Here is a 23,920-nt window from a genome sequence, read left to right on the forward strand (position 1 = left end):
CGAACCCGGAAGTTAAGCCTACCAGCGCCGATGGTACTGCACCGGGGACGGTGTGGGAGAGTAGGACGCCGCCGGACAATTTTTTGAGGGGGGTCATCCCGTATGGGATGACCCCCCTTTTTTTGTGTCGCCCGGGGAATGGAATGCCGCGATGACCGAGGAGATCCGCCGGTTGCTGGCCCGCCATCTGCCCGGGTACGAGGTCCGGAAGATCGACCGGCTGGGCGAGGGACAGGACAACGCCGCGTACGAGGTCAACGGCGAGTTGGTCGTGCGGCAGAGCAAGGCCGGCGACCCCGACGAACGCGGAGAGACGGTCGAGCGTGAAGCGGCGCTGCTCGCCGTCGTCGGAGAGGTGTCGACGATCCCGGTTCCGCGGCCGGTTCTCGTCGTCCCCGAGGCGGGGATGCTGGCGTATCCCAAGCTCCCGGGCCTGCCGCTGAACCGTCATCCCGTACCCGAGCCGCCCCGCCTGGCGGCGCCCCTGGGCGCCTTCCTCAGCGCACTGCACCTGCTGCCCGTCCCGCGCGTGGAGGACCTGGTGCCGCGCGACGCCTACCCACTGCGCGACCTCAGGGAGGAGGCGGAGGGAGACTACGAGGAGATCGCCGGCCGTCTCCCCGCGGCGGAGCGCCGGCTGGTCGAGGAGTTCCTCGCCGCCGAGGCGCCCGCGGACCCCGAGACGCTGACGTTCTGCCACAACGACCTGGGAAGCGAGCATGTGCTGGTGGACGTCGCGACGAGCGCGGTGACGGGGGTCATCGACTGGACGGACGCCGCCGTCGCCGACCCCGCGTACGACCTGGCGCTCGTCTACCGGGATCTCGGCCCCGCCGTCCTCGCCCGGACGCTGGAGCACTACCGGGGCGGGCTGGACGACGAGGGCCGTGAGCGAATGCTCTTCTACGCCCGGTGCGCGCTGCTGGAGGACGTCGCGTACGGCCTGCGCACGGGCATCAGGCCGTACGCGGAGGCCGGCCTCGCGAACCTCGGCCGCACCTTCTCCTGAGCGGGCGGGCCCTCAGCCGCTGACGAGCCGGTAGCCGACTCCGCGCACCGTCTGGATCATGGTGTCCTCGACGTCGCCGAGCCGGGCGCGTAGGCGCTTCACGTGTACGGCGATCGTGTTCGTCGACATGCCGTCGGTCGAGTGCCAGACGTTGCGCATGATCTGTTCGCGGGTGACGGTCCGGTCCGCGTTCCGCATCAGGTAGTGCAGCAGCTCGAACTCCCGCAGCGGCAGGTGGACGATGCTCCCGCCCACCTTCACCTGGTATGCAGTGACGTCGAGCTCGACCTCGCCGATCGTCAGCACGGTCCGGTGGTTGTCCTGGCGCCGGAAGGCGGCCTGGACGAGGGGGAGCAGCTCGGGCACCCGGTACGGCCGGGCCACGCAGGCCGTCGCCCCGGCCTCCAGGGCCCGCAACGCCTGCCCGGCATCGCTGCCCAGGTCGATGCCGAGCAGGACGGGCATGGTTCGCGCGAGCCGTACGGCCCGGACGAAGTCCACGGGCCCGACGATGGGGAGGGAGGCGCAGATCAGCACGGCGTCCGGCCGGAGCGCCCCGGCCTGCAGCAGTGCCTGGGCGCCGTCCGGCACGCCGGTAACGTCGACGCCCTCGGCCTGCATGGCGGCCGAGAGCTGCCGCACCAGTCCCGCGTCCGGATCGGCCACCAGGAGCATGGGCGCCGTCCGAGTGTCCCCCTCCACTGCGGGTGCCGTCACCCGGTCCCTCCAAAGCTCGTCGGCAGGAAGCGCGCGTCAGCCGAAGCGGCCGGTGATGTAGTCCTCGGTCGCCTTCTCGGCCGGATTGGTGAAGATCTTCGAGGTCTCGTCCATCTCGACGAGCTTGCCGGGCTGTCCCTGGGCGGCGAGGTTGAAGAACGCCGTCCTGTCGCTGACCCGGGCCGCCTGCTGCATGTTGTGGGTCACGATCACGATCGTGTAGTCCTGCTTGAGCTTGGAGATCAGGTCCTCGATCGCGAGTGTCGAGATGGGGTCGAGGGCCGAGCACGGCTCGTCCATGAGCAGCACCTGCGGCCGTACGGCGATCGCGCGGGCGATGCACAGGCGCTGCTGCTGGCCGCCGGACAGGCCGGCGCCGGGCCGGGCGAGCCGGTCCTTGACCTCGTTCCACAGGTTGGCGCCCTTGAGGGACTCCTCGACGATCCCGTCCAGCTGGGAGCGGGACACCCGGCCGTTCAGCCGCAGCCCCGCCGCCACGTTGTCGTAGATCGACATCGTGGGGAAGGGGTTCGGCCGCTGGAACACCATGCCGATGGTCCGGCGGACCGACACCGGGTCGATCTCCGGGCCGTACAGGTCCTGGTCCTCCAGGCGGACCTTGCCCTCGACCCGGGCTCCGGGGATGACCTCGTGCATGCGGTTGAGCGTGCGCAGGAAGGTCGACTTGCCGCAGCCGGAAGGGCCGATGAACGCGGTCACCGAACGCGGCTCGATGGTCATCGAGATGCCCTCGATGGCCTTGTGCGAGCCGTAGTAGGCGTCGAGACCGGCGACTTCGATCTGCTTGGCCATTCCTTACCTCCTCCTCGCGGGCGAACGCCACCAGGTGATGAGGCGCGCGACCAGGTTGAGCAGCATGACGATCAGGATCAGGGTCAGCGCCCCGGTCCAGGCGCGGGCGACGGCGACGTCGGTCGGCAGGATCGTCTGGTTGAAGACGTACAACGGCAGACCCATCTGGGGGCCGTTGAACGGGTCGTTGTTGATGGAGTCGGTGACGAAGACGGTGAGGAGCAGCGGGGCCGTCTCACCGGCGACCCGGGCGACGGCCAGCATGACGCCGGTCACGATGCCGGGGAGCGCCGTGGGCAGCACCACCTTGACGATCGTGCGCCACTTGGGCACGCCCAGCGCGTACGACGCCTCGCGCAGTTCGCGCGGGACGAGGCGGAGCATCTCCTCGGTGGCCCGGACCACCACCGGCATCATCAGGATCGACAGCGCGAGCGCGCCGGCGAAGCCCGAGAACGGCATGCCGAGCACCAGGATCCAGAAGGCCAGGACGAACAGGCCGGAAACCACGGAAGGGACGCCGGTCATGACGTCCACGAAGAAGCTGATGGTTCTCGACAGCCGGCCGCCCTCGCCGTACTCGACCAGGTAGACCGCGGTGAGCAGGCCGATCGGGACCGCGATGAGCGAGGCGAGCAGCACCTGTTCGAGCGTGCCGATGATCGCGTGGTAGGCGCCGCCGCCGGCGTCCCTCGCCCCGATGTTGCGCATCGAGTGGGTGAAGAACTCCATGTCGAACCGGCCGATGCCGTTCTTGACGACGAGCCACAGCACCGACACGAGCGGGATGACCGCGAGCGCGAACGCCAGATAGACGAGCACCTGGACCAGGCGGTCCTTCGCTCGCCGCGTCGCGGAGATGGGCTGGATTCCGGTCTGTACGGTCACGCTGCGGCCCTCGCGTACTCCTTGCGGCGGGCGATGATGAAGCGGGCGGCCATGTTCACCAGCAGGGTGATGAGGAACAGGACGAGACCCGAGGCGATCAGCGCGCCGCGGCCCACCTCGGTCGCCTCGCCGAAGCCGTTGGCGATGTTGGCGGCGATGCTGTTGCCGTACGGGCCGAGGATCTGGAACGAGATCTTGAAGGTCGCCGGGAAGATGAGCGCGACGGCGATGGTCTCGCCCATGGCCCGGCCGAGGCCGAGCATCGCGGCGCTGATCACGCCGGGCCGGCCGAACGGCAGGACCGCCGTCCGGATCATCTCCCAGCGCGTCGCGCCGAGCGCCAGCGCCGCCTCCTCCTGCATCTTGGGGGCCTGCAGGAAGACCTCGCGGGAGATCGCGGCGATGATCGGCAGGATCATGATGGCGAGCACGAGCGAGGCGGTGAGCATGCTCTTGCCCACGATCGACTCTCCGCTGAACAGCGGGATCCAGCCGAGGTAGTCGTTCAGGAACTTCGACGGCCCGAGCATGAACGGGACGAGGAAGGCGACGCCCCACAGCCCGTACACCACGCTCGGCACCGCCGCGAGGAGGTCCACGACGTAGCCCAGCGCCGAGGCGAGCCGCCGGGGCGCGTAGTGGGAGATGAACAGCGCGACGCCCACGGCCACCGGAGTGGCGATCAGCAGCGCCAGCAGCGAGCTCAGCACGGTGCCGAACGCCAGCGCACCGATGCCGAAGATCGGCTTGGTCGCGTTCGGCTGCCAGGTCAGCTCGGTCAGGAAGTGGGAGGTGTTCGCCTGGAGGGCGGGAATGGCCTTGACGACCAGGAACAACCCGATCGCGGCCATGATCGCCAGCAGGACGACCCCGGCGCCGGTCGAGGCGAAGCGGAACGGGCCGTCGCCGCGGCTGCGCCGGAAGGCGGACCGGCGCACGGCCGGTCCGCTCTCCGTGGTTCTGGTTGGTGTGGCCATGTGGTTAGGAGATGGCCTCGACGGCGGTGCGGACCTTGGTCAGCAGGCTCGACGGCAGCGGCGCGTAGCCGAGGCTGGTCAGCGCCTGCTGGCCCTCGTCGCTGGAGGTGTAGCCCAGGAACGACTTGACCAGCTTCGCGTCGTCGGCCGACAGGCCCTTCTCGCAGGTGATCTCGTAGGTCACCAGGACGATCGGGTAGGCGCCCGCGGCCTTGGTGGCGTAGTCGATCTTCAGCTTGAGGTCGTTGCCGGTGCCCTCGACCTGGGCGGCCTCGACGGTCTTGGCCGCGTTCTCCGGGGTGAGCTCGACGAACTCGCCCGAGCCGTTGGCCACCTTGGCCTTCTGCAGCTGCGAGTTCTCCGCGAAGGACAGCTCGACGTAGCTGATCGCGCCCTCGGTGCTCTTGATGCTGGAGGCGATGCCGTCGGAGCCCTTCGCGCCCTGGCCCTGCGCCTCGGCCGGCCACGCCTTCGCCGGCTCGTACGGCCACTCGGCGGTGGCCTTGAGGAACTTCGTGAAGTTGTCGCTGGTGCCGGACTCGTCCGAGCGGTGGAACGCCTGGATGGCGGTCGAGGGCAGCTTCGCGTCGGGGTTGTCGGCCTTGATGGCCGGGTCGTCCCACTTGGTGATCTTGCTGTTGAAGATGCCGCCGATGGTCTTCGGCGAGAGCTGCAGGCCGTCCACGCCCGGCAGGTTGTAGACGACGGCCACCGGGCCGGTCACCATCGGCAGGTTGATCGCCTTGCCGGTCTTGCAGCGGGCGTCGGCCTGGGCGGGCTCGCCCTTGTCCTCCTTCAGCGCGGAGTCGGAGCCGGCGAAGGCCACCGTCCCCTGGATGAACGCCTGGACACCGGCGCCCGAGCCGCTCGGGTTGTAGTTGACGCTGACGCCGGGGTTCGACGACTGGAAGTTCTTCTTCCACTCCGCGATGGCGTTCGCCTGGGCCGAGGAACCGGCGGCGTTGATGGTGCCCTTCAGACTGTCGTCGCCCTGAGCGGGAGCGGCGGCGCCGGCGGTCGCCCCCGCGCCGCCGGAGTTGTCATCGGTCCCGCATGCGGCGAGCGAGAGCACGCCGGCGAGGGTGGCGGCTGCGAGCCGGCCTGCATACTTCACGGTTGTTCCTCCCCTTGTCTTCTCAACACCAGGGACGGTAGGGAGCCGAGGTGACTTAAAACCTTGGTAAAGGTGAACGCGTAGTGAACGCCCCTGGTCGCTCTTGTGCGGCTTCCAGGAGATAACGGGCAGGTCACGGGTGTTATGGGAGAGACTTGAGTTCATGAAGCGTGTATGTCTGGTCTGCATGGGCAACATCTGCCGCTCCCCGATGGCCGAGGTGGTGCTGCGCCGTACGCTCGCCGAACGCGGGCTCGGCGACGTCGAGGTGGACAGCGCCGGCACCGGCGGCTGGCACGCCGGGGAGCCGATGGACGAGCGGGCGCTGGCCACGCTGGCCGACCACGGGTACGACGGCTCGGCGCACCGGGCCCGTCAGTTCGACCCCGCGTGGTTCGCCGAGCGCGACCTGATCCTCGTGATGGACCGCGACAACCTCCGCGCCGTACGGCGGCTCGCGCCGCCGGGCGCCGACGTGCGGCTGCTGCGCTCGTTCGACCCGGCGGCCCCCGATGGCGCCGAGGTGCCCGACCCGTACTACGGGGGACGGCAGGGGTTCACCGACGTGCTGCGCATGGTCGAGGCCGCCTGCGAGGGGGTGGCGAAGCACCTTGAGGATCACTAGGGATCTGGACGACGGCCACGCGTGGACCCTGCACGAGGGCCTTCTCGACGACGGTCGCCGCGTGTTCGTCAAGCGGGGCGCCGGTGACGTGGCCGGGGTGCTGGACAGCGAGGCGGCCGGCCTGCGGTGGCTCGCCGAGCCGCGGGCCGTGGCCGTGCCCGAGGTGATCGCCGCCGGCGGCGGGACGCTGGTGCTGGAGTGGATCGACACCGGGCCGGCGACCGCGGCGGCGGCCGAGCGGTTCGGGCGGGACCTCGCCGCCCTGCACGCGGCCGGGGCCGACGCCTTCGGCGCGCCCTGGCCCGGTCACATCGCCGAGTTGCCGATGGACAACGACCCCGCGCCGGACTGGCCGTCGTTCTACGTCTCCCGCCGGGTGCTCCCGTTCGTACGGCTGGCGCGCGACCGGAGGGCCCTCTCGGCGGCCGACGTGGCCCTGGTCGAGGAGGCGTGCGACCGGGTGGCGGAGGTGGCCGGGCCACCCGAGGCGCCCAGCCGGATCCACGGCGACCTGTGGAGCGGGAACCTGCTGTGGTCCCACGGCGGCGGAGCCGTGCTGGTGGACCCGGCCGCGCACGGCGGCCACCGCGAGACGGACCTGGCGATGCTCGCGTTGTTCGGCGCGCCGCGCCTCGACACGATCCTCGGCGCCTACCGTGAGGCGGCGCCGCTCGCCGCCGGGTGGCGCGAGCGGGTGCCGCTGCACCAGCTTCACCCGCTGGCCGTGCACGTCTGCCTGTTCGGCGAGGCGTACCGCGGCAGCCTGCTCACCGCCGCCGGCGACGTGCTCGCCCTGTGACGGAGCACAGTGACGGAAGCACGGTCACCGGAGCACGGTCACCGGAGCACAGTGCCGTGAGCACGGAGAGGTGAGCTTGGCCGGTTGAGCCCGGCGGTGTGAGCCTGGCCATGTGATTACGGACGGTTGAGCACGGCCGGTTGCGGCCGGTTGAGCCCGGCGATTTGAGTACGGCCCTACTCATGCGGCGCCCGGCTCCCCGCGCGCACGCTCGTCTGCGGACGAACGTTGACGAACGGCGGGAGCCTTGCTGTGACGACCGACATCGGAGGGGTGTCCTTCGCGTTCAACGCCGGCGACGGTGATCTCGACCTGGCCGGACTGCTGCCCGGGCTGCCCGGGCTCGACCAGATCCGCGGCGCGCGGATCGGGGACCTCTTCCAGGCTCCGGACAGGTTCGCCGGTGCCGACCGGATGGGCGTCGGCGTCTCCCTCGGCGAGCTCGACCAGGTCGGCACGGACCTCGGCCACCTGGATCTGGGCCGCTTGGGCCTGGGCCGCCTCGGCGTGGGCACCGACGAGCTGGGCACCGACGAGCCGGACACTGACGAGCTGGGCCTTCACCCCGGCGTCGACGGGCGGGAGCCGCCCGACAGGCCGGGCCTCGCCACCGACCCACCCATCTTCGTGGACCCGGATCGGCTGCCGTTCGTCTGGCGGGATCCGATCATCATCGACCGGTCCCTGCTGGGCGAGGACTCGCCCGACCCCTGGACGTGGGTGCCCACGCCGCCGCGGAACTCCGTGCACAGGGGCGACCTGGACGTACCCGTCGCGCCGAGCGCGTCGCCCACGGACGGCGACCTGTTCGAGAGCCCCGACGGAGGCACCCGCTACGCGCTGCCGCGATACTCCCTGGCCTTCGAGACGACCGGTGATCCCCGCATCTCGATCGTCGAGCGGGACGGAACGGCGATCCTCGTCATGGCGTTCGCCGAGACGCCCTCCCCGGCGGCGGCACCGGGCGTCGCGAAGCTGCCCCACCTCGTGACCGTGTCGCTGAAGTACCGCGTTCCGGTCATCACCGGCGGGACGGTGGTGCTCGACCTGCCGTTCCCCAGCGTGCGGATCGACGGGACCACCGTCGTCGCCGAGATGCCGCTGACCACGCCGGGGCTGCGGCAGCAGTTGCTCGCGGCCCTCTCCTCGCTGGAGGCGGGCGTCTCGCTCGTCGCCGGCCGCGCGGTGACGGTGGGCGTCCCGACGGGGGAGACGATGGAGGACGGCCGTCCCGGCTACCGCAAGGAGCGGCTGCTGCTGGAATGGACCGCTCCACCGGCCCCACTGGTGATCTCGGAGGCCCACAGGAACCGGCTTGGCGGGGTGGCCGGCGGGATCCAGCCGATGGGGCGCACGCGGATCCCCTTCGACGGTCGCAGCCACTCCTACTGGCAGGATCCCGCGCGGCCGGAGCGCTTCTACTTCCTGCCCGACCGGTTCCTGCTGGCGCGGCTGCCCGGCACCGGACGCCCGCCCGCTCTGAAGGTGCGGGCGACGAGCGCCGCCTCGGTGGACGACGTCCGGGTGACCTTGGAGTTCTACGCCCAGCCGGTCCTGGTGCGGGAGCGCCTCGAGGCGGCCCGCCCGGTCCTGCAGGAGGAGGCCAAGGCGAGAGGGGTCGACGCGCCCGTGCGCCTGGAGGTTCTCCCGGACCCGCAGCCCTCCCTCCGGCTGGCACTGCCGCGGGGAGGCGCCCCCTCGACCGGCCTCGTCGAGCGGCCGGAGGCCGAGATCGACCTCGAACTGGGCGTGACCCACGCGGAGACCCTCGCGCTGGAGGACTTCCGCCTGGTGTACGACGCGCTCTTCGGCGCCTCGCTGAGCCTGCTGCGAGGGGAGGTGCGGGTCGGCGCCGGCGGCGCGCCCGAGGACGTGCCGCTGGAGCTGCGCTTCGACCGCACGGCGGGCGACGTGCTCACCCTGACCGTCACGGCCGCGTCGGCGGCCCACATCGAGGCCCGTCTGACGAACGCGATCGAGAGCCGGGTCCGCCCGGGGAACCCGGCCGCCCTGGCCGTCTGCGCCGGCCGTCAGATCCCCTTGAGGATCGAAGGGCTCGCGGACGATCTCGTCCTGTCCCCGGGCGAAGGGCTGGACGTCCGGCTGGTCCCGCGTACCCCGCTGCCGGAGACCGGCGCGCAGGGCGTCGTGCTCGACCAGAGCGAGGTCGTCGTCGATCCGGACCGGGAGGCGATCTGGGCGCTGGTGTTCGACCGCACCGCCCAGCCGCAGCTCGTCCGCGAGGTCTCCGTCGAGGCCGTCCCCGCGCTCTTCGCCGGCCCTCGGGGAGCCGGCCCTCAGGGAGACCGCGTCGCCGCGTTCGTCGTGACGGTCGAGAGGGGCGGCACCGTGCGTCTCACCGAGGACGTGCCCACCGGCGTCACGACCGTGCGCGTTCCGGTGCGGCCGCTGCTCACCGGGGCCCCGCCGCCTCCGCTGCGCTACCGCACCGAGACGTGGTGGCAGTCCGGCGGGATCGGCGTGAGCGACTGGCGGGAGACCGAGGCCACGATCCTGCTGCCGGTGCGCACGGCCCCCAGCCCGTCACCACAGGGAGGTGGCGGGCGATGACGATCCTGCGCGGGCTGCCCGACCTCGGGGCGCCGCTGGCCTCCCTGCCCGGCACGGTCTTCCGCGGCTACGAGGACCCCGGCCTGGCGATCGCCCTGCCGGACCGGCTCGACCTCGAACGCGCGGCGGACGGCACGCCCGTCCTGCTCGTGACCCTGGTCAGAGGCGAGCAGGAGCCGTACGGCCGGATCGAGGCGGGCTTCGCGATCGGCTCGCCGCTGAGCGAGATCGGGGAGGCCGCGGCACGCCAGGCCGAGAAGCAGGGGGAGCTGCTGCGGGTGGCGGCCGCGGACCTGCGGGGAGGCGTGCTGGAGGTCACGGCCCGCCTGGGGCCGGTGGCGGAGGAGGTGCTGACGCCGCCGGTGGAGCTCGCGCCCGGCCTGCTGACCCGCGCCCGGGTTTCCGTGGCGCTCGCCCCGCGCGCCGCCGTGGCCGCCGCCCGGCTGGTCGAGGACGCCACGCTGCCGGTGACCGCGACGCTGCGGCTCACGCTGCGGGCGGTGGCGCCGCGGCTACCCCTGGCCACCACGGTCGACCCCCACGAGGTCGCGGTACGGCTGGCCGCGCGCTTCGGCGCGCAGGCCGCGCTGACCGTGGAGGATCTCGCGGGCGGCCTCGACGAACTGCTGGCAGGCTCGCTGGTGCCGTCGGCCCCCGGCCCGGGGGACGAGGCCGGCGGACCGGTGACGGACGAGGCCCGGGGGCGGGCGCTCGCGCTGCGCCTGAAGGAGATCCTGGCCCGCCCGGAGGTCCCGGCACAGGTCCCGGCACAGGTCCCGGCACAGGGCCGCTACCTGCTCCGCCACCCCGACGAGGTGCTGCCGGGCCAGGAGCGGGTGGACCTGGCCGTGCCCGCCGCCGTGCTCGTCGACCGGGTGGTCACCCTCGATCCGTTCGCCGCGGCCCGGGCCGTGTCCGGCGGCGCGCTGGACCGGCACGTGCGCCGGGTGACGACGCCGCCGCTGCCCGCGGGTCACGTCGTCGTCGAGTTCGCCGCCAACCTGCCCGAGCCGGTGGCCGGGCTGCTCGCGCTCCTCGCCGACCTGCGGATCCCGCCCGCCCCGCCGCTGCGTCCGCAGCCCGTCACGGCCGGGGCCGCGCTCGACGGGCCCGGCCGTACGGGGACCGCGGGCGTCGTGCTCGCGGCCGGGGAGGAGCCGAGCGGGGAGGCGCGGCTGCGGGCGCTGCTCGACCTGCCCGGCGGACCGGCGGAGGTCGCGGGTCCGTGGCGGCCCGCCTCGGACCGGCACGTGCTGCTCGGGCCGGCGGATTTCCCGATGCCGCTCACGGTCGTGCGGGCCCCGGCCGAACTGACCCGCCTCGCCACGGCGGAGGTGGTGACGGCGGACGGGCGGGTGGCGGCCCGCCTGGATGACGCCACCCCGATGACCGCCGTCCCGCTCCGGCCGGAGGACCTGCCCGCCCGCGTGGTGATCCGGCCGACCGGGCCCGGGCGGGTGATCGAGCTCCCGCTCGGCGGGCGGGACCGCCTCGACCTCGATCTCGTGACCCTGCCCGGATACGGCGCGCAGCGGGCCACGATCGCCTGCCGCAAGCCCCCCGTGCGGGTCGAGTGGCGGGCGGAGGGCGCGGACGACCCGCCCCGGTCCGTGCGGCTCGACCGGGACCGGCCGGCGGCCGAGATCCGATGGATCGCCACCTCCCCCTTCCAGCCGGGTCTGGTGTGGCGGGTGGCCGACGGCGACCAGGCCGGTCCCTGGTCCGCACCCGTGGCTCCCGCGGAGCGGCTCGCGATCGTCGTGGACGAGGCGAAGCCGATCGTGGTGAACGGCGTCGAGATACGGCCGGACGACGCCGAGCCGGGCGTGTGGACCTACCTGCCGCCGGGGCCGTTCCTCGAACTCGGCCAGGACGGCCGTCCGGCGATCGGCCTCATCGAGGCGGGCGCGACCGCCTTCCTGCAGGTCACCAGCCGGCTCGACCTGCCCGAGGCGGCGCGGGCCGCGCTGCTGGGCGAGTTGCGCCGCAGGGCGTCCGGCGAGCCGGAGAGGGTTCGTCCCGCGCTCGTCGCCGTACGGCGGGTCGCCCTGGAGGCGAGGCCGCCGGACGGCGCGTGGGCGCCCGTCGCCGAGGGGACCAGTTCGGGCCTGCCGCCGTGGACCACGGCGCTGGCGGCGACGCTCGACCCCGGGCAGGCCGCCGCCGTGAAGGCCGCCCTGTCGGGGACCAGGGGCCGCCTGCGCCTGGTCGGGGAACTGGACGCCCCCACCGGCCCGGAGATCCGCGTCCGCGACGTCGCCGACCTGCTCGAACCCACTCGGTGATCGAATCATCAGCCAGCGAAACCCAGGAGGGGATTCCATGCTTCTGCTCTACGGCGCCGTCGACCTGCCCGAGGCGACCGCCTATCTCGACGACGAGAGCGAACTGCGGTTCCACGTGCTGCCCAAGGTGCCCATGCTGCGGCGCGACGGGGGCCTTCCGGTCTTCAAGTTCGTCAAGTATCGGACGCTCAGGCCGCTGCCGAACGGAGACGTGGGGGCCGCGCTGGCCTTCATGGACATCGAGCTCGGACTCGACGCGCAGCAGGAGCAGTCGGTGCGCGGCCGGCTGGCCCAGACGGTCTCCGCCCGGCGGGGGCCCGGCGCCCAGCCGGTCGACCCGGCCACGATCGTCCTGGTCAAGCCGCAGGTCCTCACCGCCACCGTCACGGTGGACGTGCTCGGCGGCAGCGGCAACCTGGTCCAGAAGGTCAACCACGCGGGCACGCCGTCGATGTACGGGAACAACGTCGTCGCGGTCTCCGCGGAGCTCAACCAGTTCGGCGCGCCCGTCTTCGAGGCCGTGATGAGCAGCAAGGGGGCCGGCGGCGTCCAGGTCGTGTACGACCTGACGTTCGCCGCCCGGCTGCCGCCGGTGCGCGCCGTCGGCACCTGGACGGCGACAAAGTTCTACAGCTTCGTCCAGGAGGTCGACTTCGAGGAGAACTTCTGGTCGGAGGACGACTTCAGCGAGCGGGTCAGCGAGATCTTCCGCAACTCGGAGTCCCGGACGATCGAGATCGACTCCGGGGCGCTGCCCGGCGACGACCCCGCGACCGCGAAGGTGCTGGACACGATGCGCAGCGCGGTCACCCAGCAGTTGGACGAGGCGGTCAAGCGGAACCTGCTGGAGGCCGTCCCGCCGGAGAACCGGGACTTCTCGAAGATCCGCGACGACGACTTCGAGAACATCCGGCGCAGCGTCATGGTGGACAAGCGGTCGGACGTCCGCATCGAGTTCAGGGAGAACCAGGTCGCCTCGGTCGGGGTCCATCCGCAGGCGAACATGCCGTCGCTGGTCGGCCAGGGATTCGCCTGGGACGACTTCGCCATGGAGGTCGACCTCGACGACCCGTTCTTCCGGCAGCTCAACCTGGTCGTCCAGGTGAACGCCGATTTCGCCGACCTGCCCATCTTCAGCGTCGACGTGAAGATCGACTATCCGCCGCACACCGCGACGCACGGCGTCCAGACCTTCGGCTTCCGCAAGGCGGACGACATCGGGAAGTTCACGGCCTTCACCGAGGGCGGGCCGACCAAGTTCAAGTACCAGTACGTCGTCAACTACAAGGGGGAGAGCCGGGTCTTCACCTCCCAGTGGAAGGAGGACGACACCACCGACCTGAAGATCAACGTGGACGAGCTGGGCCTGTGGCTGGTCGACGTCGAGATCGGCGACATGAACTTCGAGCAGGTGAGCAGGGCCGTGCTCACGCTGGAGCACCCCGAGATCGCGCCCGGCGTCCCGGCGGTGCAGCGCTTCCAGATCGACCAGAACACCAAGAAGGCCACCGTGCGGGAGCTGCTGCTGGAGCCGGTCCAGCCGTACGGCGGCTCGATCAAGTACTTCATGAAGGACGGGCGCGAGTACGTCAAGGAGCTGACCGGCCTCAAGGGCCGGCGGTTCTACGTGGACGACCCGTTCTCGGCGACCCGGACGGTGCAGCTGCGCACCCGGGGGGACTTCGAGCGGCGGATCGACAGCATCTTCGTCGACCTCACCTACGCCGACGCACGCAACGACTACCGCCAGACCTCCTCGATGGCCCTGGACAAGGACAACCGGTCCGGCGACTGGTCGTTCCCGGTGATCGACGAGGGGCAGGGCGAGGTCACCTACCGCGCCATCACCACCTACCGCGACGGCACGTCCTCCGACAGCGGCGAGCTCGCCGTCACCGGACGCACCCTGCTGCTCGGCGAGGAGTCCGTCACGCTGACGGTCGCGGTGGTGCCCGACCTCATCGACTGGACCCTGGTGAAGCTGGCCACCGTCGAGATCCACTACGCCGACCCCGCCCACGGCATCGACGAGAGCGAGACCTTCACCTTCCGCAAGCCGGGCGCGGAGCAGAAGTTCGAGCTGGCGATCCAGGACCGCACGCACAAGAGCTACACGTGGAAGGCCAGGTTCTTCATGGCCGACGGAAGCCGCAAGGAGGCCGCGTCGCCCGGACCGGTGACCGACGAGACGCTCGTCGTCGAGCTTCCGGCGTAGGCGGGAGGGCCACTCATGCTGATCGAGGCACCGCCGTACTATCTGATCGACGGCGTGTCGATCATGCGGGACCACGCGGACCCGCTGCAGTTCTACTACCTGCCGCTCGCTCCCCGGTTCCCGGCCCGGACCGAGGACGGCGTGGAGGTCCCCGCGTTCCTCCTGCTCAAGATCCGATCGCAGTCGCTCAACGGCGGCTTCGCCGAGTTCGACGTCGATCTCGGCATGCCGCCGGGCGAGATGGAGACCGTACGGCGGGAGCTCCAGCGGCTGGCCGGTCTGGCCGAGCCGCCCAGGCTCGCCCCGGTGCCCGTCGTCGACGGCTCCGTGCAGCTCATGATCTTCGGGGCCACGGACGGGGACACGGGGAGCACGGGGTTCGTCCGGGCCGTCCGGCACGCCGCCAAGCCCGCGCTGTTCGGCGACAACCGCGCCGCGTTCTCCGTCGAGCTCGACGAGCGCGGGGTCACGGTCCTCGACCAGGCGATGGCGGGGGATCTGGCGCCCATCGGCGTCGTCTACTCCCTCGACTACCTGGCGCTGCGCCCCGCGTACCACGTGCGCCTGTCGATCGACTGGGACCGCACGCAGGACATCCTGGACGAGACGTTCGGCCACGAGGGCCAGTTCACCGACATCCAGATCCAGGACGTCGTGGAGCGCCTGGAGGACGAGCGGGCCGTCACGTACGAGGTGGACACGACCGTCCCCGAGGACGACGACACCGGAGGCGTCCTCGACCGCAGGAACGCCGCGGCCGCCCGGGTCCGCGACATGATCACCGACGCCTTCTTCGAGAGCTCGCTGGACCCCCTGCGGCGGCCGCCCGACGGCTGGGACAAGGCGCGCGAGGTGATCAAGTCGTTCGCCCCGGAACGCACCACACCGATCGGCGTCTTCACGTACAAGAAGCTCCACTACACGCGGATCGACGCCAAGCGGCTCGACGTGAACTTCTCGGAACGGACGACGGCGCGGCGCACGATCTATCCGCAGGGGCACCTCGACGGCCTGTTCCGCGTGTTCGGGGCGGGGCTCGACCGCGACCGGCTGGTACGGAGGATCGACGCCGACGACCCCTGGTTCAAGAGACGGAAGGTCCAGGTCGTCTCCCACGCCGACTTCGCCCACGACCCGGTCCGCTCCATCACCGCGACCCTGACCTACCAGGGGCAGCCCAGAACCGTACGGCTGGACGCCGGCACGCCGTCCGCCGTGGTGGAGTGGCCGTCCGTCGTCGCCGACGGGCAGATGATCCAGCCGGTGGACCTCACGTTCGCGGTCGACCTGGAGCCGGCCGAGGCGGGGGAGCGGCCGGCCAGGCTCGTCTCGGAGGCGGCCACCCAGGTGCTGGGCGAGATCCAGGGGATCGAGCCGCGCGACCTGTTCTCCCTGGAGACCATCCCGGTCCTCACCCTGCCGAGCTTCCCGTTCGACCGCTATCCCCGGATCGACGTGCAGCTCCGGTACGACGATCCGGCGCACGGGATCAGGCAGGACGACGTGGTGCACCTCACGTCGGACGAGCCGCAGACGGAGTGGCTCCGGTTCCTCGTCGGCCCGCCCGCCGGGCCGGTCATGGCGCGGCTCACCTACCGCGCGGCCGACAACCGCGACCACGTCACGCCGTTCGCGCCGCTCGCCGGGCCGCAGCTCGACGTGCCGGATCCCTTCCCCCACCGGCTGAAGGTGACCATCGTTCCCGTGCTGGACTTCGCCGTGGTGGACCGGGCCTGGGTCGACCTCGTCTACGACGATCCGGCGAACGGGATCCGCGCCGAGGACTCGATCGAGATCGTCTCGGGCCGGTCGCCGCGGACCTTCGTCGCCGAGCGGACCGATCCCGGCGCCGGTCACACCCGCTACCGCGTCACCGTGCTCATGAAGGACACCACGCTCATCGAGGGGCCGTGGTCGACCACGGTGGGCACGAGGATCTTCGTCCGGGCCGACGTGCGCGGCCATCGGGCGGTGACGCTGCGGGCCCCGGCGGACTTCGCGACCCAGGGCCTCAAACGGATCCACGTCGAGGCCCGCGCGAAGGACGAGCCGGCCGGGCTCTCCTTCGAGGACGCCGTCGACCTCTCCGCTCCGGACGCGACCGCCGTGTTCGAGTTCGACTTCGCCACCGCCGACGCGTACGAACTCAAGATCCGCCGGTTCTTCCGCAACGGGCTCAGCCCGGAGCAGGACTGGAGGCGCTTCGACCAGGACGACGTCACGATCCCGGCCAGGCCCTGAGCGAGAGAAGGGACGGACCATTGCTTCAGCTCGGCTCCGACACGTTCGAGGTCGACGGCGTGACGGTGTTCCGCGACCACGCCGACCCGGCCCAGTTCTGGTACCTCGCGACCCAGGTCGCCCTCGGCCGGCGGCCGGACGGGCGGCCGGCGTTCAGCTTCATCAAGTTCCGCCAGGAGGTCGCGGACGCGGGGATCGAGGGCGGCGGTTTCCTGATGTTCGAGGCCGTCGTCCAGTTGCCCCAGCGGACCCGGGACACCATCATGGGGCGGCTCGCCGGGCTCGTCCCGGACGGCGGAGCGAGGCTGGCCCCGGCCCCCGTCGAGCGGGGCACCGTACGCGTCGTGGCGCTCAACCTGGAGGGGCCGGGCGGCACCACGGCCGCCGAGGCGCCTCCGGGCGGCTTCACCGCCGTCACCAAGATCCTGGGCGCGACCACCCCGTCCCTCACGGGTGAGGAGACCGCGGCGTTCTCCCTCGTGCTCGACCGGGAGGGCGCGATCATCCTGGAACAGGCCTTCGCCCACGGCCTCACCCCGATCGGGGTCGTGTACGAGCTGGAGTACTCGGGTCTGACCCCGGACCTCAAGGTCGAGATCACCGCCGATCTGGAACGCGTCTACACCCACTTCTCGGCGAGCCTGGAAGCGCAGGTCTACTGGGTCCGGGCGGGCATCGACGCCGGATTCGAGAAGCTGGTCCAGGACGGGGCGATCCAGATAAAGGTCATCGACTTCGACGGAACGGCGGACCGCGAGGCCAAGGAGAAGTGGGCCCTCGACTTCTTCAAGAACGACCTGCTTGCCAAGTGGTTCGAACCGTCGCTCGACCTGGGGCGGCTGCAGGGCGCGGACCAGCCCGAGGGACTCGACGCCGTGCTGGAACGCCTCAGGAAGCTGGGCCGGTCCACGCCGTCACCCGCCGGCGCCGCGGGCTCGCCCGGTACGAGCCCCGGCGCGGGCGCCGGTACCACGGGACCGGCGGCCACGGCGGCCACGGCGGCCGGGGCCGGGACCGGGGCGCTGCCGGCCGCCACCTTGACCGTCATCCGGTCGGCCCCCTCGCCCCTTCCCGCCGGGTACGGAGTGGCGCTCGTGCCGGGCTCCCACGAGCAGACGGAGACCCTGCGCGTCGAGGGGCCTCCCGGCGCGACCGTCACCGTCGGCGGCCAGGCCCGCGTCCTCGACGGCGCGGGGACGGTCAGCGTCGACGTTCCCGCCGGCACGACCCTCCCGGTGACCGTGGACTGGCCCGCCTCCCCGCCCGCCGACGAGACGTTCACGCTGGGGTTCACCTTCGACCAGCCCCGGGAACAGGGCTTCTCCGCCGCCCCGGGCAACCCGGTCTACACCTCCTACCTGCTCGACGCCCCGACGCCCCCGGACGCCCGCTTCTCGCAGAGCACGGCCCCCGGTCGTACGGCTCCGCCCTCCGGCGCGGCCGCCCTGCGCGACTGGCTGGAGCACCGGCTCGTCCCGCCGAAGAACGTGACCGTCGTCGCCCACGCGAGCTACGAGGGCGACTCCTCGCCGGCGACGACCGCGCTCAACCAGCGCCTTTCCGAGCGGCGGCTGGCCGTCGCCCGCGGTGTCATCGCCAACCGCGCCACGATCGTGGCGGGCGAGGCCAAGGGTTTCACGCGCGCCCAGGCCGCGGGACGCGTGGGCCGCGACGAGGACCGGGTCGTCGAGATCACGGGCAGGGTGCAGGGCGCGGACCCGGCGGTGTCGATCCAGGCCGTCCTGGCGCGGCCGGCGGCCCCGGTGACGCCGCCCACCCCCACGCCGACACCCACCCCCACCCCCACACCCACTCCCACCCCCGCGCCCTCCGGCGGCGATGGGGGGATCCCGGCGCTCGTGTCCTTCCGGCTCAGGTTCGTACGGCAGGAGGAGCGCAAGCGGCTCACCGTCCTGTACGACCGCAGGAAGGCGGTGAAGCGCGTTTACGCCCCGCAGGGGTTCATCGGGCTCCTGCTGGACCAGATACCCGACAAATCCGCCCACTTCCTCAATGTGGATCTGCGCGACCCGTTCTTCCAGCAGTTGCAGGTCGACGTGGTCACGCCGGTGGACTTCGAGCGCATCGGGCTCTTCGCCACCGACGTGCGCATCGACTACGGCGACCCGCACGACCATCGCGACGCCGACTTCCGGCTCACCGCGCTCGATCCCGGGCCGAAACGGTTCACCACCTTCCTCGACGAGGCGCGCGACCTCGGGTTCCAGGTCGGGTTCCAGCACCACTTCCGCGCCGACTCCGGCTGGGCGGGGGAGAGGCTCAGCTACGACATCACCCCCAGGCGGAGCACGGACCGCACGCTGAAGGCCGACCCGAACGACGACCTGGGCTTCCTGGAACTGGAGATCTTCCCCAACAGGATCGACGCCGGCGTCGTGGACGCCGTCGACGTCGAGGTGTCGTACGACGACGGGGCGACGTTCCAGCGGCGCGACGTCTTCCGGGTGCGGCCCGGCGGCGCGGCCCAGACGTGGCGGCTGCGCCTCACCCGCCCGGACCGGCGCGGCTGGACGGCCCGCTTCACCCACCACCTCAGGAACGGCTCGGTCCGCACCTCGGGACCGATCGCCGGCGACGCGTCGTTCCTCCCCGTCGACGATCCGTTCCTCGACGCCCTCGACATCCGCGCCGTCCCCGTCTTCGAGCCCGGCACGATCCGGATGGCCTTCCTGGACGTCGAGTACGACGATCCCGGCAACGGATACCACCGCGGCGAGCGGCTGGAGATCCCGGCGGACGCCCGCGTGCCCCTGCGACTGCGCATCGCGCTGCTGGACCCGGCGGTGCGGACCTTCCGGCACCGCGTCACGATCGTGACGGCCGAGGGCCACCTGGTCCAGGGACCCCCGGTGGACGGGGAGGAGACGCTGATCCCCATCGGGCCGGCGTCATGAGACGGACGCTTGAGCGGCTGGTTCGCGAGGCCGCCGGCCTGCGTGCGCTGCCGCCGCCGCTCGACGCCGCCGTCACCCGGCTGGAGGAGAGCACCTGGCCGGAGGTGGTCACCCGCTGGAGCCGCCTCACCCCGTCCGGGTTCCCGGTGGAGCTGACCATCGGCGGCGACGCGTTCCGCTGGACCGCGGAGGTGGCTCCTCCGGAGGCGGCGGACTCCGCCCGGCTGGACCTGGCCGTCGCGATTCTGGCGGCGCACGGCCAGGCCCCCGACCCGGCGCTCGCCGGCGCCCTGCGGCACGCCCAGGCGGGGGCGGGCCTGCGCTTCGGCGCGTGGATCGGCGGGCGCGAGTCCCCGGCCCGCGCCGGGTCCTCCCGGCTGAAGCTCTATGCCGAGATCCCCCCGGAGCTCCCCCCGCCCGGCCTGCCGGTTCCGTCGTCGTTCCCGTGGGGCCTGCTGCCGCACGGCGCCCGCGCGCGCATGCTGGGCGTCGAACCGGCGCGCGGCCGGACCGAGGTCTACGTGCGCCTGCCCGAGGTCGATCCGCTCGACCTCCTGCCGTTCCTGCACGCCACCGGCCACGGCGCCGCCCTCGGCGCGGTCGAGCGCGGCCTCGCGGACGGGCTGGGGCGGCTGAGGGGCCGCCGGCTCGGGCTGAGCGTCGCCCGGGGGAGCGACGGCGCGACCGAGCTGGCGCTGTTCGCGTCGGCGCGCACGCTCTTCCCCGCCGGGCCCGCGATGCTCTCCGCCCTGGTGAACGGCATGGTGAACGGCATGGTGAGCAGCCCGGTGAACGGCACGGTGTCAGGCGCGGCGGGCACCGGGGCGTGGCGCGCCGGTCTCGTCACGCTCGGCCTGGACCCGGAGGGCCGGAGCCTCCGTACGAGTGTCGGGATCTCGCCCGGAACACCAGCGCGAACAGGAAAATCGCCGCGAATCGGAGTAGGGGCCTACTCATGTCCGGACGCGCGTCCGCGCGGTGCCATGGACGTATGACCGGTGACACTCTCCCGCCCGTCGAGCCCAGGCCTGAACCCGGGCCCGCGCCGGGCGACCCGCCCCAGATCTTCGAGGAGCCCGACTACGACGCGATCGACGAAGAGGTGACGCGCGATGCCCAAGGCCAGCGAGCTGCTCCGTGAGATGAGCAGGTATCTCGGCTACCACGAGCCGCCCAGCCGCGAGACGGTGTTCGGGGTGACCTTCCGCAAGCGGAAGAACCTGCGGCCCGAGGAGGCGTTCGACCGGGGGCCGTGGTGCGACATGTTCGTGGCGCAGTGCGCGCTCGCGGCGGGCGGACCGGACATGCTGCGTCTCGTGGGCGACTTCAGCCTGACCACGGCCCACGCCGCCTGGTTCCGGGACGACGGGCGCTGGCGCCGCGGCGCCGCGGGCATCCGGCCGGGCGACATCGTCTTCTTCGACTGGCACGGCGAAAAGGAGATCAAGTTCATCGACCACGTCGCCACGGTGGAGAAGGTCTTCTCGCCCGACGACATCCAGACGATCGAGGGCAACATCGGCGATTCCTGTGTCAGGCGCCGCCGGACGAGCGCCTTCGTCGCCGGGTACGGCCGCCCGGCCTACGACGGACTGCCGTCGGAGCCGGACGTCTCGCTCATCTCCGTTCTCGCCGAGCTGGGGGACGCCCCCGCGTTTCCCGGCGTCGTCCAGCTCGGCCGGAAGGGCGCGAACGTCCGGCGGGCGCAGGAGAAACTGCGGCGGCGCCGGTTCGGCCTCGGGCCGTCCGGGATCGACGCCGACTTCGGCCCCGCCACCAGGTCGGCGGTCATGGACTTCCAGAGGAGCCAGGGGATCGAACCGACCGGCATCGTCGACGCGAAGACCTGGAAGGCGCTGTGGGAGGCCCCGATCACCGTCTGAGCCGTCCGCCGTCGAGGTCGTCGCCCTCTCCCGCTTCAGGAATCGCGGGGGAGGGCGACGACGTGTCGCCGCCGGAGGTCAGACGGTGACCCACTCGGTCGTGAACGCGGTGTCACCGGCCCGGCAGCGTACGCTGAACGGCCCGGACGGCACGTCGCCGATGACGAAGCGGCCGAGGCCGTCCGTGGTCACCGTGCGGGGCGCGGCCCCTCGCACCTCCACGGTCGCCTGCTGCGCGGGCATCACCTGGCCGACGACACGCCCGCCCGCGCCGGACGGGGTGATCTCCAGGTCGACCGACACCCCGGGGCCGTCGAAGGTCAGCAGCCGGGGTTGCGCACCGCCGCGCACCGGGGCCGGTCCGGCCAGGGAGTCGAAGGTCAGATCGGCGAGCTCGGCGTCGGCCGTGCGGAAGGCGTAGGCCCCCCTCGCGACGCGCAGGAGGCTCTCCGGCACCGGGTCGAAGAGCTCGGCGGCCCGGCGCAGCCGCCCTTCCAGCTCGGTGTCCTCGTTCACGCCGCGCCTCCTCGAATCCGGCGGCTCATCCGGCGAGCAGCTTCCGCAGATGTGCCAGGCAGCGGCCCCGGGTCGGTCCGATGCTCCCGATCGCGATGCCGAGGCCGGCCGCCACCTCGGCGTACGACGGCGGGGGCGAGGCCATGAGCACCCGCAGCAGGCGCCGGCAGTTCTCCGACAGTCGCTCGTACGCCTCCCAGACGCTCCGCAGCAGCGCCTCCTGGCCGTCGGCCTCCTCGGCGTCCAGGACCGCCCGTTCCGGCGACCGGTCGTCGGCGCCGGGGGACAGCACGTCCAGGTCGCTCGTAGGGATGACCCGGCGTGAGCCCCGGATGACCTTGAGGCACTCGTGCCTGGCGGTCGTGGCCAGCCACGAGCCGACCCGGTCCGGTTCCTTGATCCTCCCGAGGTTGTCGGCGAGCCGGAACCAGCAGGTCTGGAAGACCTCGTGGGCGTCGGCGTCGATGAGCCGGTAGGACCGGATGACCGACCACACGAGCGGGCTGAGGCGCCCGACGAGCGCCTCCCAGGCCGCGCCGTCGCCGTCGGCCGCGGCCCGGAAGAGGTGTTCCGTTGAGTCGCTGTCCACGCGGCCCGTCCTCACATCCGGGGGTGAGCATGGTACGCAGTATCCCCGGCCCGGTGCTACCGGACTTCCTGGTCCACGAGCAGCCGCGGCAGCGGCTCTCCGTCCCGGTCCCGGACGGCCTGGACGTGGGCCCGGCCGAGCAGCCACCGGGCGGCGACCCGGCTCGACTCCCCGGCGGCCGACATGCGGGCGGCGATCAGACCGGCGACGAGCGGCGTGGCGAACGACGTGCCGCTCCACCGGGCCAGGCCGTGGAACAGCCCGTCACCGGGGTCGTCGTAGCCGTCCTCGTCCTCCGGCCGCTCCCCGAAGATCTCGTCGTCGGGGTGCAGGGGGGTGTAGGAGCCGAACGCGAAGGCGTTCACCAGGTAGGAGCCGCGGGCGTAGACGCTCACCCAGGGGCCGTGGTCGCTGTACACCGCCCGGCGGCTCTGCGTGGCGTCGAGCGCTCCGACGGCGATCACCTTCGGGTCGTGCCGGGCGTACGCCGCGGGGTAGAAGGGGGCGGAACTCGCGTCGTTCCCGGCCGCCGCCACCAGCACCGTCCTGTCGCGCCTGTGCAACTCCTCCATGAAGGCGTCGAGGCTGCGGAGGGACTCGCCGGGCAGGGGACGCACGCCCGCGGAGAGGCTGATGACGTCGGGCCAGGCGCCGTTGCGGTCCTCGTAGTCGGCGAGGGCGTCGAGCAGATGGCGCCCGAATCCGTCCGCGTCCGTGGTTCCCGCCCACTGGAGCCTGTTGTAGGTCCGCACCCTGGCCCTGGGCGCCACGCACCGCACCACGCCCGTGATGAACGTCCCGTGGCCGACGTACTCGTGGACGACGCCGCTCGCCGCCTGGCCCCTCAGCTCACCCGCGACCTCCCCGGTGGGGAGCGACGTCGAGTCCCAGGGCTCGCCCGGCAACACGCGCGGGGGCACGTCGTCCAGAAGGTCCGAACCGTCCCGCTGCTCCAGCCTGCCGGTCACGCGGCCGTCCTCGTCCCGCAGCCAGGGGTAGACCTCAAGGCGCTCGTCCAGGTCCCAGTTCACCACCAGGCCGGTGTCGATCACGACGACCGACGTGCCGAGCCCGGCGCCGGCGTCCCTGTTCACCGGAGGGACGGGAAGCCTGCGGGACGGCACGCGGGGCTCGTCCGCCGGGCAGAGGTTCACGTTGCAGATGGAGACGAGGTAGTTGGGGCTCACCCGCGCGCCGTCCGGGAGGCCGCGCAGCGCGTCCAGCACGCGCGACCCGCCCGTCCCGGGCTCCGCGGTCAGCCGCATGACGCTCCCCGTGGACGACTCGCGGCTCCGCGCGACGTCCTCCTCCACCCCGGGCACGAGGCGCCGCAGCTCGTCGCGGCCCTCCTCGTCATGGCAGACCAGCACGTCCTTCTCGTAGACGTATCCGGGCTCGAAGTCGTCGAGGGGCGGAGGAGCGAGCGTCGTGAGCCCCGCAGCGAGCGCCTCGCGATACCCGCGGTCCTCCGGAGACCGGACCACGTGGCATCGGGCGACGGGGGCCTCGGGGTCGCGCGTGGCGGACGCCTCGGCCACCTCCAGCCACATCCCGGCCGGCAGTTCCGCCAGGACCAGCCCGAACTGCCGCCAGAACCGGCGGTGGAGGGCGTCCCTGGAGGGCTGCTCCGGCGTCGTGTCCATGACGGTCCCTTTCCTGTGGTCGCTCGGATCCTCTATCAGGAGCGGCGTCACCCAGCGCTGATACACCGGCCGGCGAGAGCCCGGGCGGAACCGCCGGCAGGAGGCGGGCCCCGATGGGCA

18 protein-coding genes and 1 rRNA gene are annotated in these 23,920 nt (G+C 72.3%); 11 read left to right on the forward strand and 8 right to left on the reverse strand.

The window, feature by feature from the left end:
* Together rrf and HHX33_RS33540 are read left to right on the forward strand one after the other, a co-directional pair.
* Positions 1-77, forward strand: a 5S ribosomal RNA gene (gene rrf, locus HHX33_RS33535); the annotation flags it as partial.
* A 74-nt stretch (positions 78-151) separates the two neighbouring features.
* The gene (locus tag HHX33_RS33540) at positions 152-1,009 is read left to right on the forward strand and encodes a phosphotransferase family protein (protein WP_220502473.1); all 858 of its coding nucleotides are present in this window, start codon (positions 152-154) and stop codon (positions 1,007-1,009) included.
* Positions 1,010-1,021: 12 nt separating this feature from the next.
* Here HHX33_RS33540 and HHX33_RS33545 read toward each other — a convergent pair whose 3' ends face one another.
* The 5 genes from HHX33_RS33545 to pstS are packed head-to-tail and all read right to left on the reverse strand — an operon-like array spanning position 1,022 to position 5,518.
* Positions 1,022-1,726, reverse strand: a complete 705-nt coding sequence (locus HHX33_RS33545; RefSeq protein WP_310740672.1) for a response regulator transcription factor — start codon at positions 1,724-1,726, stop codon at positions 1,022-1,024.
* A gap of 36 nt (positions 1,727-1,762) precedes the next feature.
* Entirely contained in the window at positions 1,763-2,539 is a 777-nt protein-coding gene (gene pstB / locus HHX33_RS33550; protein WP_117408841.1) for a phosphate ABC transporter ATP-binding protein PstB, read from the reverse strand.
* A 3-nt stretch (positions 2,540-2,542) separates the two neighbouring features.
* Positions 2,543-3,427 carry a phosphate ABC transporter permease PstA gene (gene pstA / locus HHX33_RS33555; RefSeq protein ID WP_117408840.1) on the reverse strand — a complete coding sequence of 295 codons (885 nt, stop codon included), beginning with the start codon at positions 3,425-3,427 and terminating at the stop codon, positions 2,543-2,545.
* Entirely contained in the window at positions 3,424-4,404 is a 981-nt protein-coding gene (gene pstC / locus HHX33_RS33560; protein WP_182878077.1) for a phosphate ABC transporter permease subunit PstC, read from the reverse strand. The genes pstA and pstC overlap by 4 nt, the downstream gene beginning before the upstream one ends.
* 4 nt (positions 4,405-4,408) lie before the next feature.
* A complete protein-coding gene (gene pstS, locus HHX33_RS33565; protein WP_117408838.1) occupies positions 4,409-5,518 on the reverse strand; it encodes a phosphate ABC transporter substrate-binding protein PstS in 1,110 nt (369 codons plus the stop codon).
* A gap of 163 nt (positions 5,519-5,681) precedes the next feature.
* Between pstS and HHX33_RS33570 the strand changes: the two genes are divergently transcribed.
* The 9 genes from HHX33_RS33570 (at position 5,682) to HHX33_RS33610 (ending at position 21,052) form a co-directional block, all read left to right on the forward strand.
* Positions 5,682-6,143: a low molecular weight protein-tyrosine-phosphatase gene (locus HHX33_RS33570; RefSeq protein WP_182878078.1), complete on the forward strand. Its 462-nt coding sequence runs from the start codon at positions 5,682-5,684 to the stop codon at positions 6,141-6,143.
* Entirely contained in the window at positions 6,130-6,942 is an 813-nt protein-coding gene (locus HHX33_RS33575; RefSeq protein WP_182878079.1) for a fructosamine kinase family protein, read from the forward strand. The genes HHX33_RS33570 and HHX33_RS33575 overlap by 14 nt, the downstream gene beginning before the upstream one ends.
* Before the next feature lie 252 nt (positions 6,943-7,194).
* Positions 7,195-9,513, forward strand: coding sequence for a hypothetical protein (locus HHX33_RS33580; RefSeq protein WP_182878080.1), 2,319 nt, complete (start codon positions 7,195-7,197; stop codon positions 9,511-9,513).
* The gene (locus HHX33_RS33585; RefSeq protein WP_182878081.1) at positions 9,510-11,798 is read left to right on the forward strand and encodes a hypothetical protein; all 2,289 of its coding nucleotides are present in this window, start codon (positions 9,510-9,512) and stop codon (positions 11,796-11,798) included. The genes HHX33_RS33580 and HHX33_RS33585 overlap by 4 nt, the downstream gene beginning before the upstream one ends.
* Positions 11,799-11,835: 37 nt before the next feature.
* Positions 11,836-14,013 carry a hypothetical protein gene (locus HHX33_RS33590; protein ID WP_182878082.1) on the forward strand — a complete coding sequence of 726 codons (2,178 nt, stop codon included), beginning with the start codon at positions 11,836-11,838 and terminating at the stop codon, positions 14,011-14,013.
* A gap of 15 nt (positions 14,014-14,028) precedes the next feature.
* Entirely contained in the window at positions 14,029-16,254 is a 2,226-nt protein-coding gene (locus tag HHX33_RS33595; protein ID WP_182878083.1) for a hypothetical protein, read from the forward strand.
* A 20-nt stretch (positions 16,255-16,274) separates the two neighbouring features.
* A complete protein-coding gene (locus tag HHX33_RS33600) occupies positions 16,275-19,169 on the forward strand; it encodes a hypothetical protein (protein ID WP_182878084.1) in 2,895 nt (964 codons plus the stop codon).
* Positions 19,166-20,164 (forward strand): hypothetical protein, encoded by a 999-nt coding sequence (locus HHX33_RS33605; protein WP_182878085.1) that lies wholly within the window; start codon positions 19,166-19,168, stop codon positions 20,162-20,164. Before HHX33_RS33600 ends, HHX33_RS33605 begins: the two co-directional genes overlap by 4 nt.
* 117 nt (positions 20,165-20,281) lie before the next feature.
* Complete coding sequence (locus HHX33_RS33610) at positions 20,282-21,052, forward strand: peptidoglycan-binding protein (protein WP_182878086.1); 771 nt, start codon at positions 20,282-20,284, stop codon at positions 21,050-21,052.
* Positions 21,053-21,130: 78 nt separating this feature from the next.
* Here HHX33_RS33610 and HHX33_RS33615 read toward each other — a convergent pair whose 3' ends face one another.
* The 3 genes from HHX33_RS33615 to HHX33_RS33625 are packed head-to-tail and all read right to left on the reverse strand — an operon-like array spanning position 21,131 to position 23,800.
* On the reverse strand, positions 21,131-21,568 hold the full coding sequence (locus HHX33_RS33615; RefSeq protein WP_182878087.1) for a carboxypeptidase-like regulatory domain-containing protein: 438 nt from the start codon (positions 21,566-21,568) through the stop codon (positions 21,131-21,133).
* 25 nt (positions 21,569-21,593) lie between these two features.
* Positions 21,594-22,157: an RNA polymerase sigma factor gene (locus HHX33_RS33620; protein ID WP_208759317.1), complete on the reverse strand. Its 564-nt coding sequence runs from the start codon at positions 22,155-22,157 to the stop codon at positions 21,594-21,596.
* Between the two features lie 56 nt (positions 22,158-22,213).
* Positions 22,214-23,800, reverse strand: coding sequence for a S8/S53 family peptidase (locus tag HHX33_RS33625; RefSeq protein WP_182878088.1), 1,587 nt, complete (start codon positions 23,798-23,800; stop codon positions 22,214-22,216).
* Positions 23,801-23,920: the final 120 nt, after the last annotated feature.

The sequence above is a fragment of the Microbispora sp. H10670 genome, assembly GCF_014161385.1.
GTDB lineage: Bacteria > Actinomycetota > Actinomycetes > Streptosporangiales > Streptosporangiaceae > Microbispora > Microbispora triticiradicis.

Excerpts from the sequence above, each read along its gene's own strand:
- HHX33_RS33540 (WP_220502473.1), top strand. The coding sequence starts at position 152 with ATGACCGAGGAGATCCGCCGGTTGCTGGCCCGCCATCTGCCCGGGTAC.
- pstB (WP_117408841.1), bottom strand. The coding sequence starts at position 2,539 with ATGGCCAAGCAGATCGAAGTCGCCGGTCTCGACGCCTACTACGGCTCG.
- pstC (WP_182878077.1), bottom strand. The coding sequence starts at position 4,404 with ATGGCCACACCAACCAGAACCACGGAGAGCGGACCGGCCGTGCGCCGG.
- HHX33_RS33570 (WP_182878078.1), top strand. The coding sequence starts at position 5,682 with ATGAAGCGTGTATGTCTGGTCTGCATGGGCAACATCTGCCGCTCCCCG.
- HHX33_RS33585 (WP_182878081.1), top strand. The coding sequence starts at position 9,510 with ATGACGATCCTGCGCGGGCTGCCCGACCTCGGGGCGCCGCTGGCCTCC.
- HHX33_RS33590 (WP_182878082.1), top strand. The coding sequence starts at position 11,836 with ATGCTTCTGCTCTACGGCGCCGTCGACCTGCCCGAGGCGACCGCCTAT.
- HHX33_RS33595 (WP_182878083.1), top strand. The coding sequence starts at position 14,029 with ATGCTGATCGAGGCACCGCCGTACTATCTGATCGACGGCGTGTCGATC.
- HHX33_RS33605 (WP_182878085.1), top strand. The coding sequence starts at position 19,166 with ATGAGACGGACGCTTGAGCGGCTGGTTCGCGAGGCCGCCGGCCTGCGT.
- HHX33_RS33610 (WP_182878086.1), top strand. The coding sequence starts at position 20,282 with ATGCCCAAGGCCAGCGAGCTGCTCCGTGAGATGAGCAGGTATCTCGGC.
- HHX33_RS33625 (WP_182878088.1), bottom strand. The coding sequence starts at position 23,800 with ATGGACACGACGCCGGAGCAGCCCTCCAGGGACGCCCTCCACCGCCGG.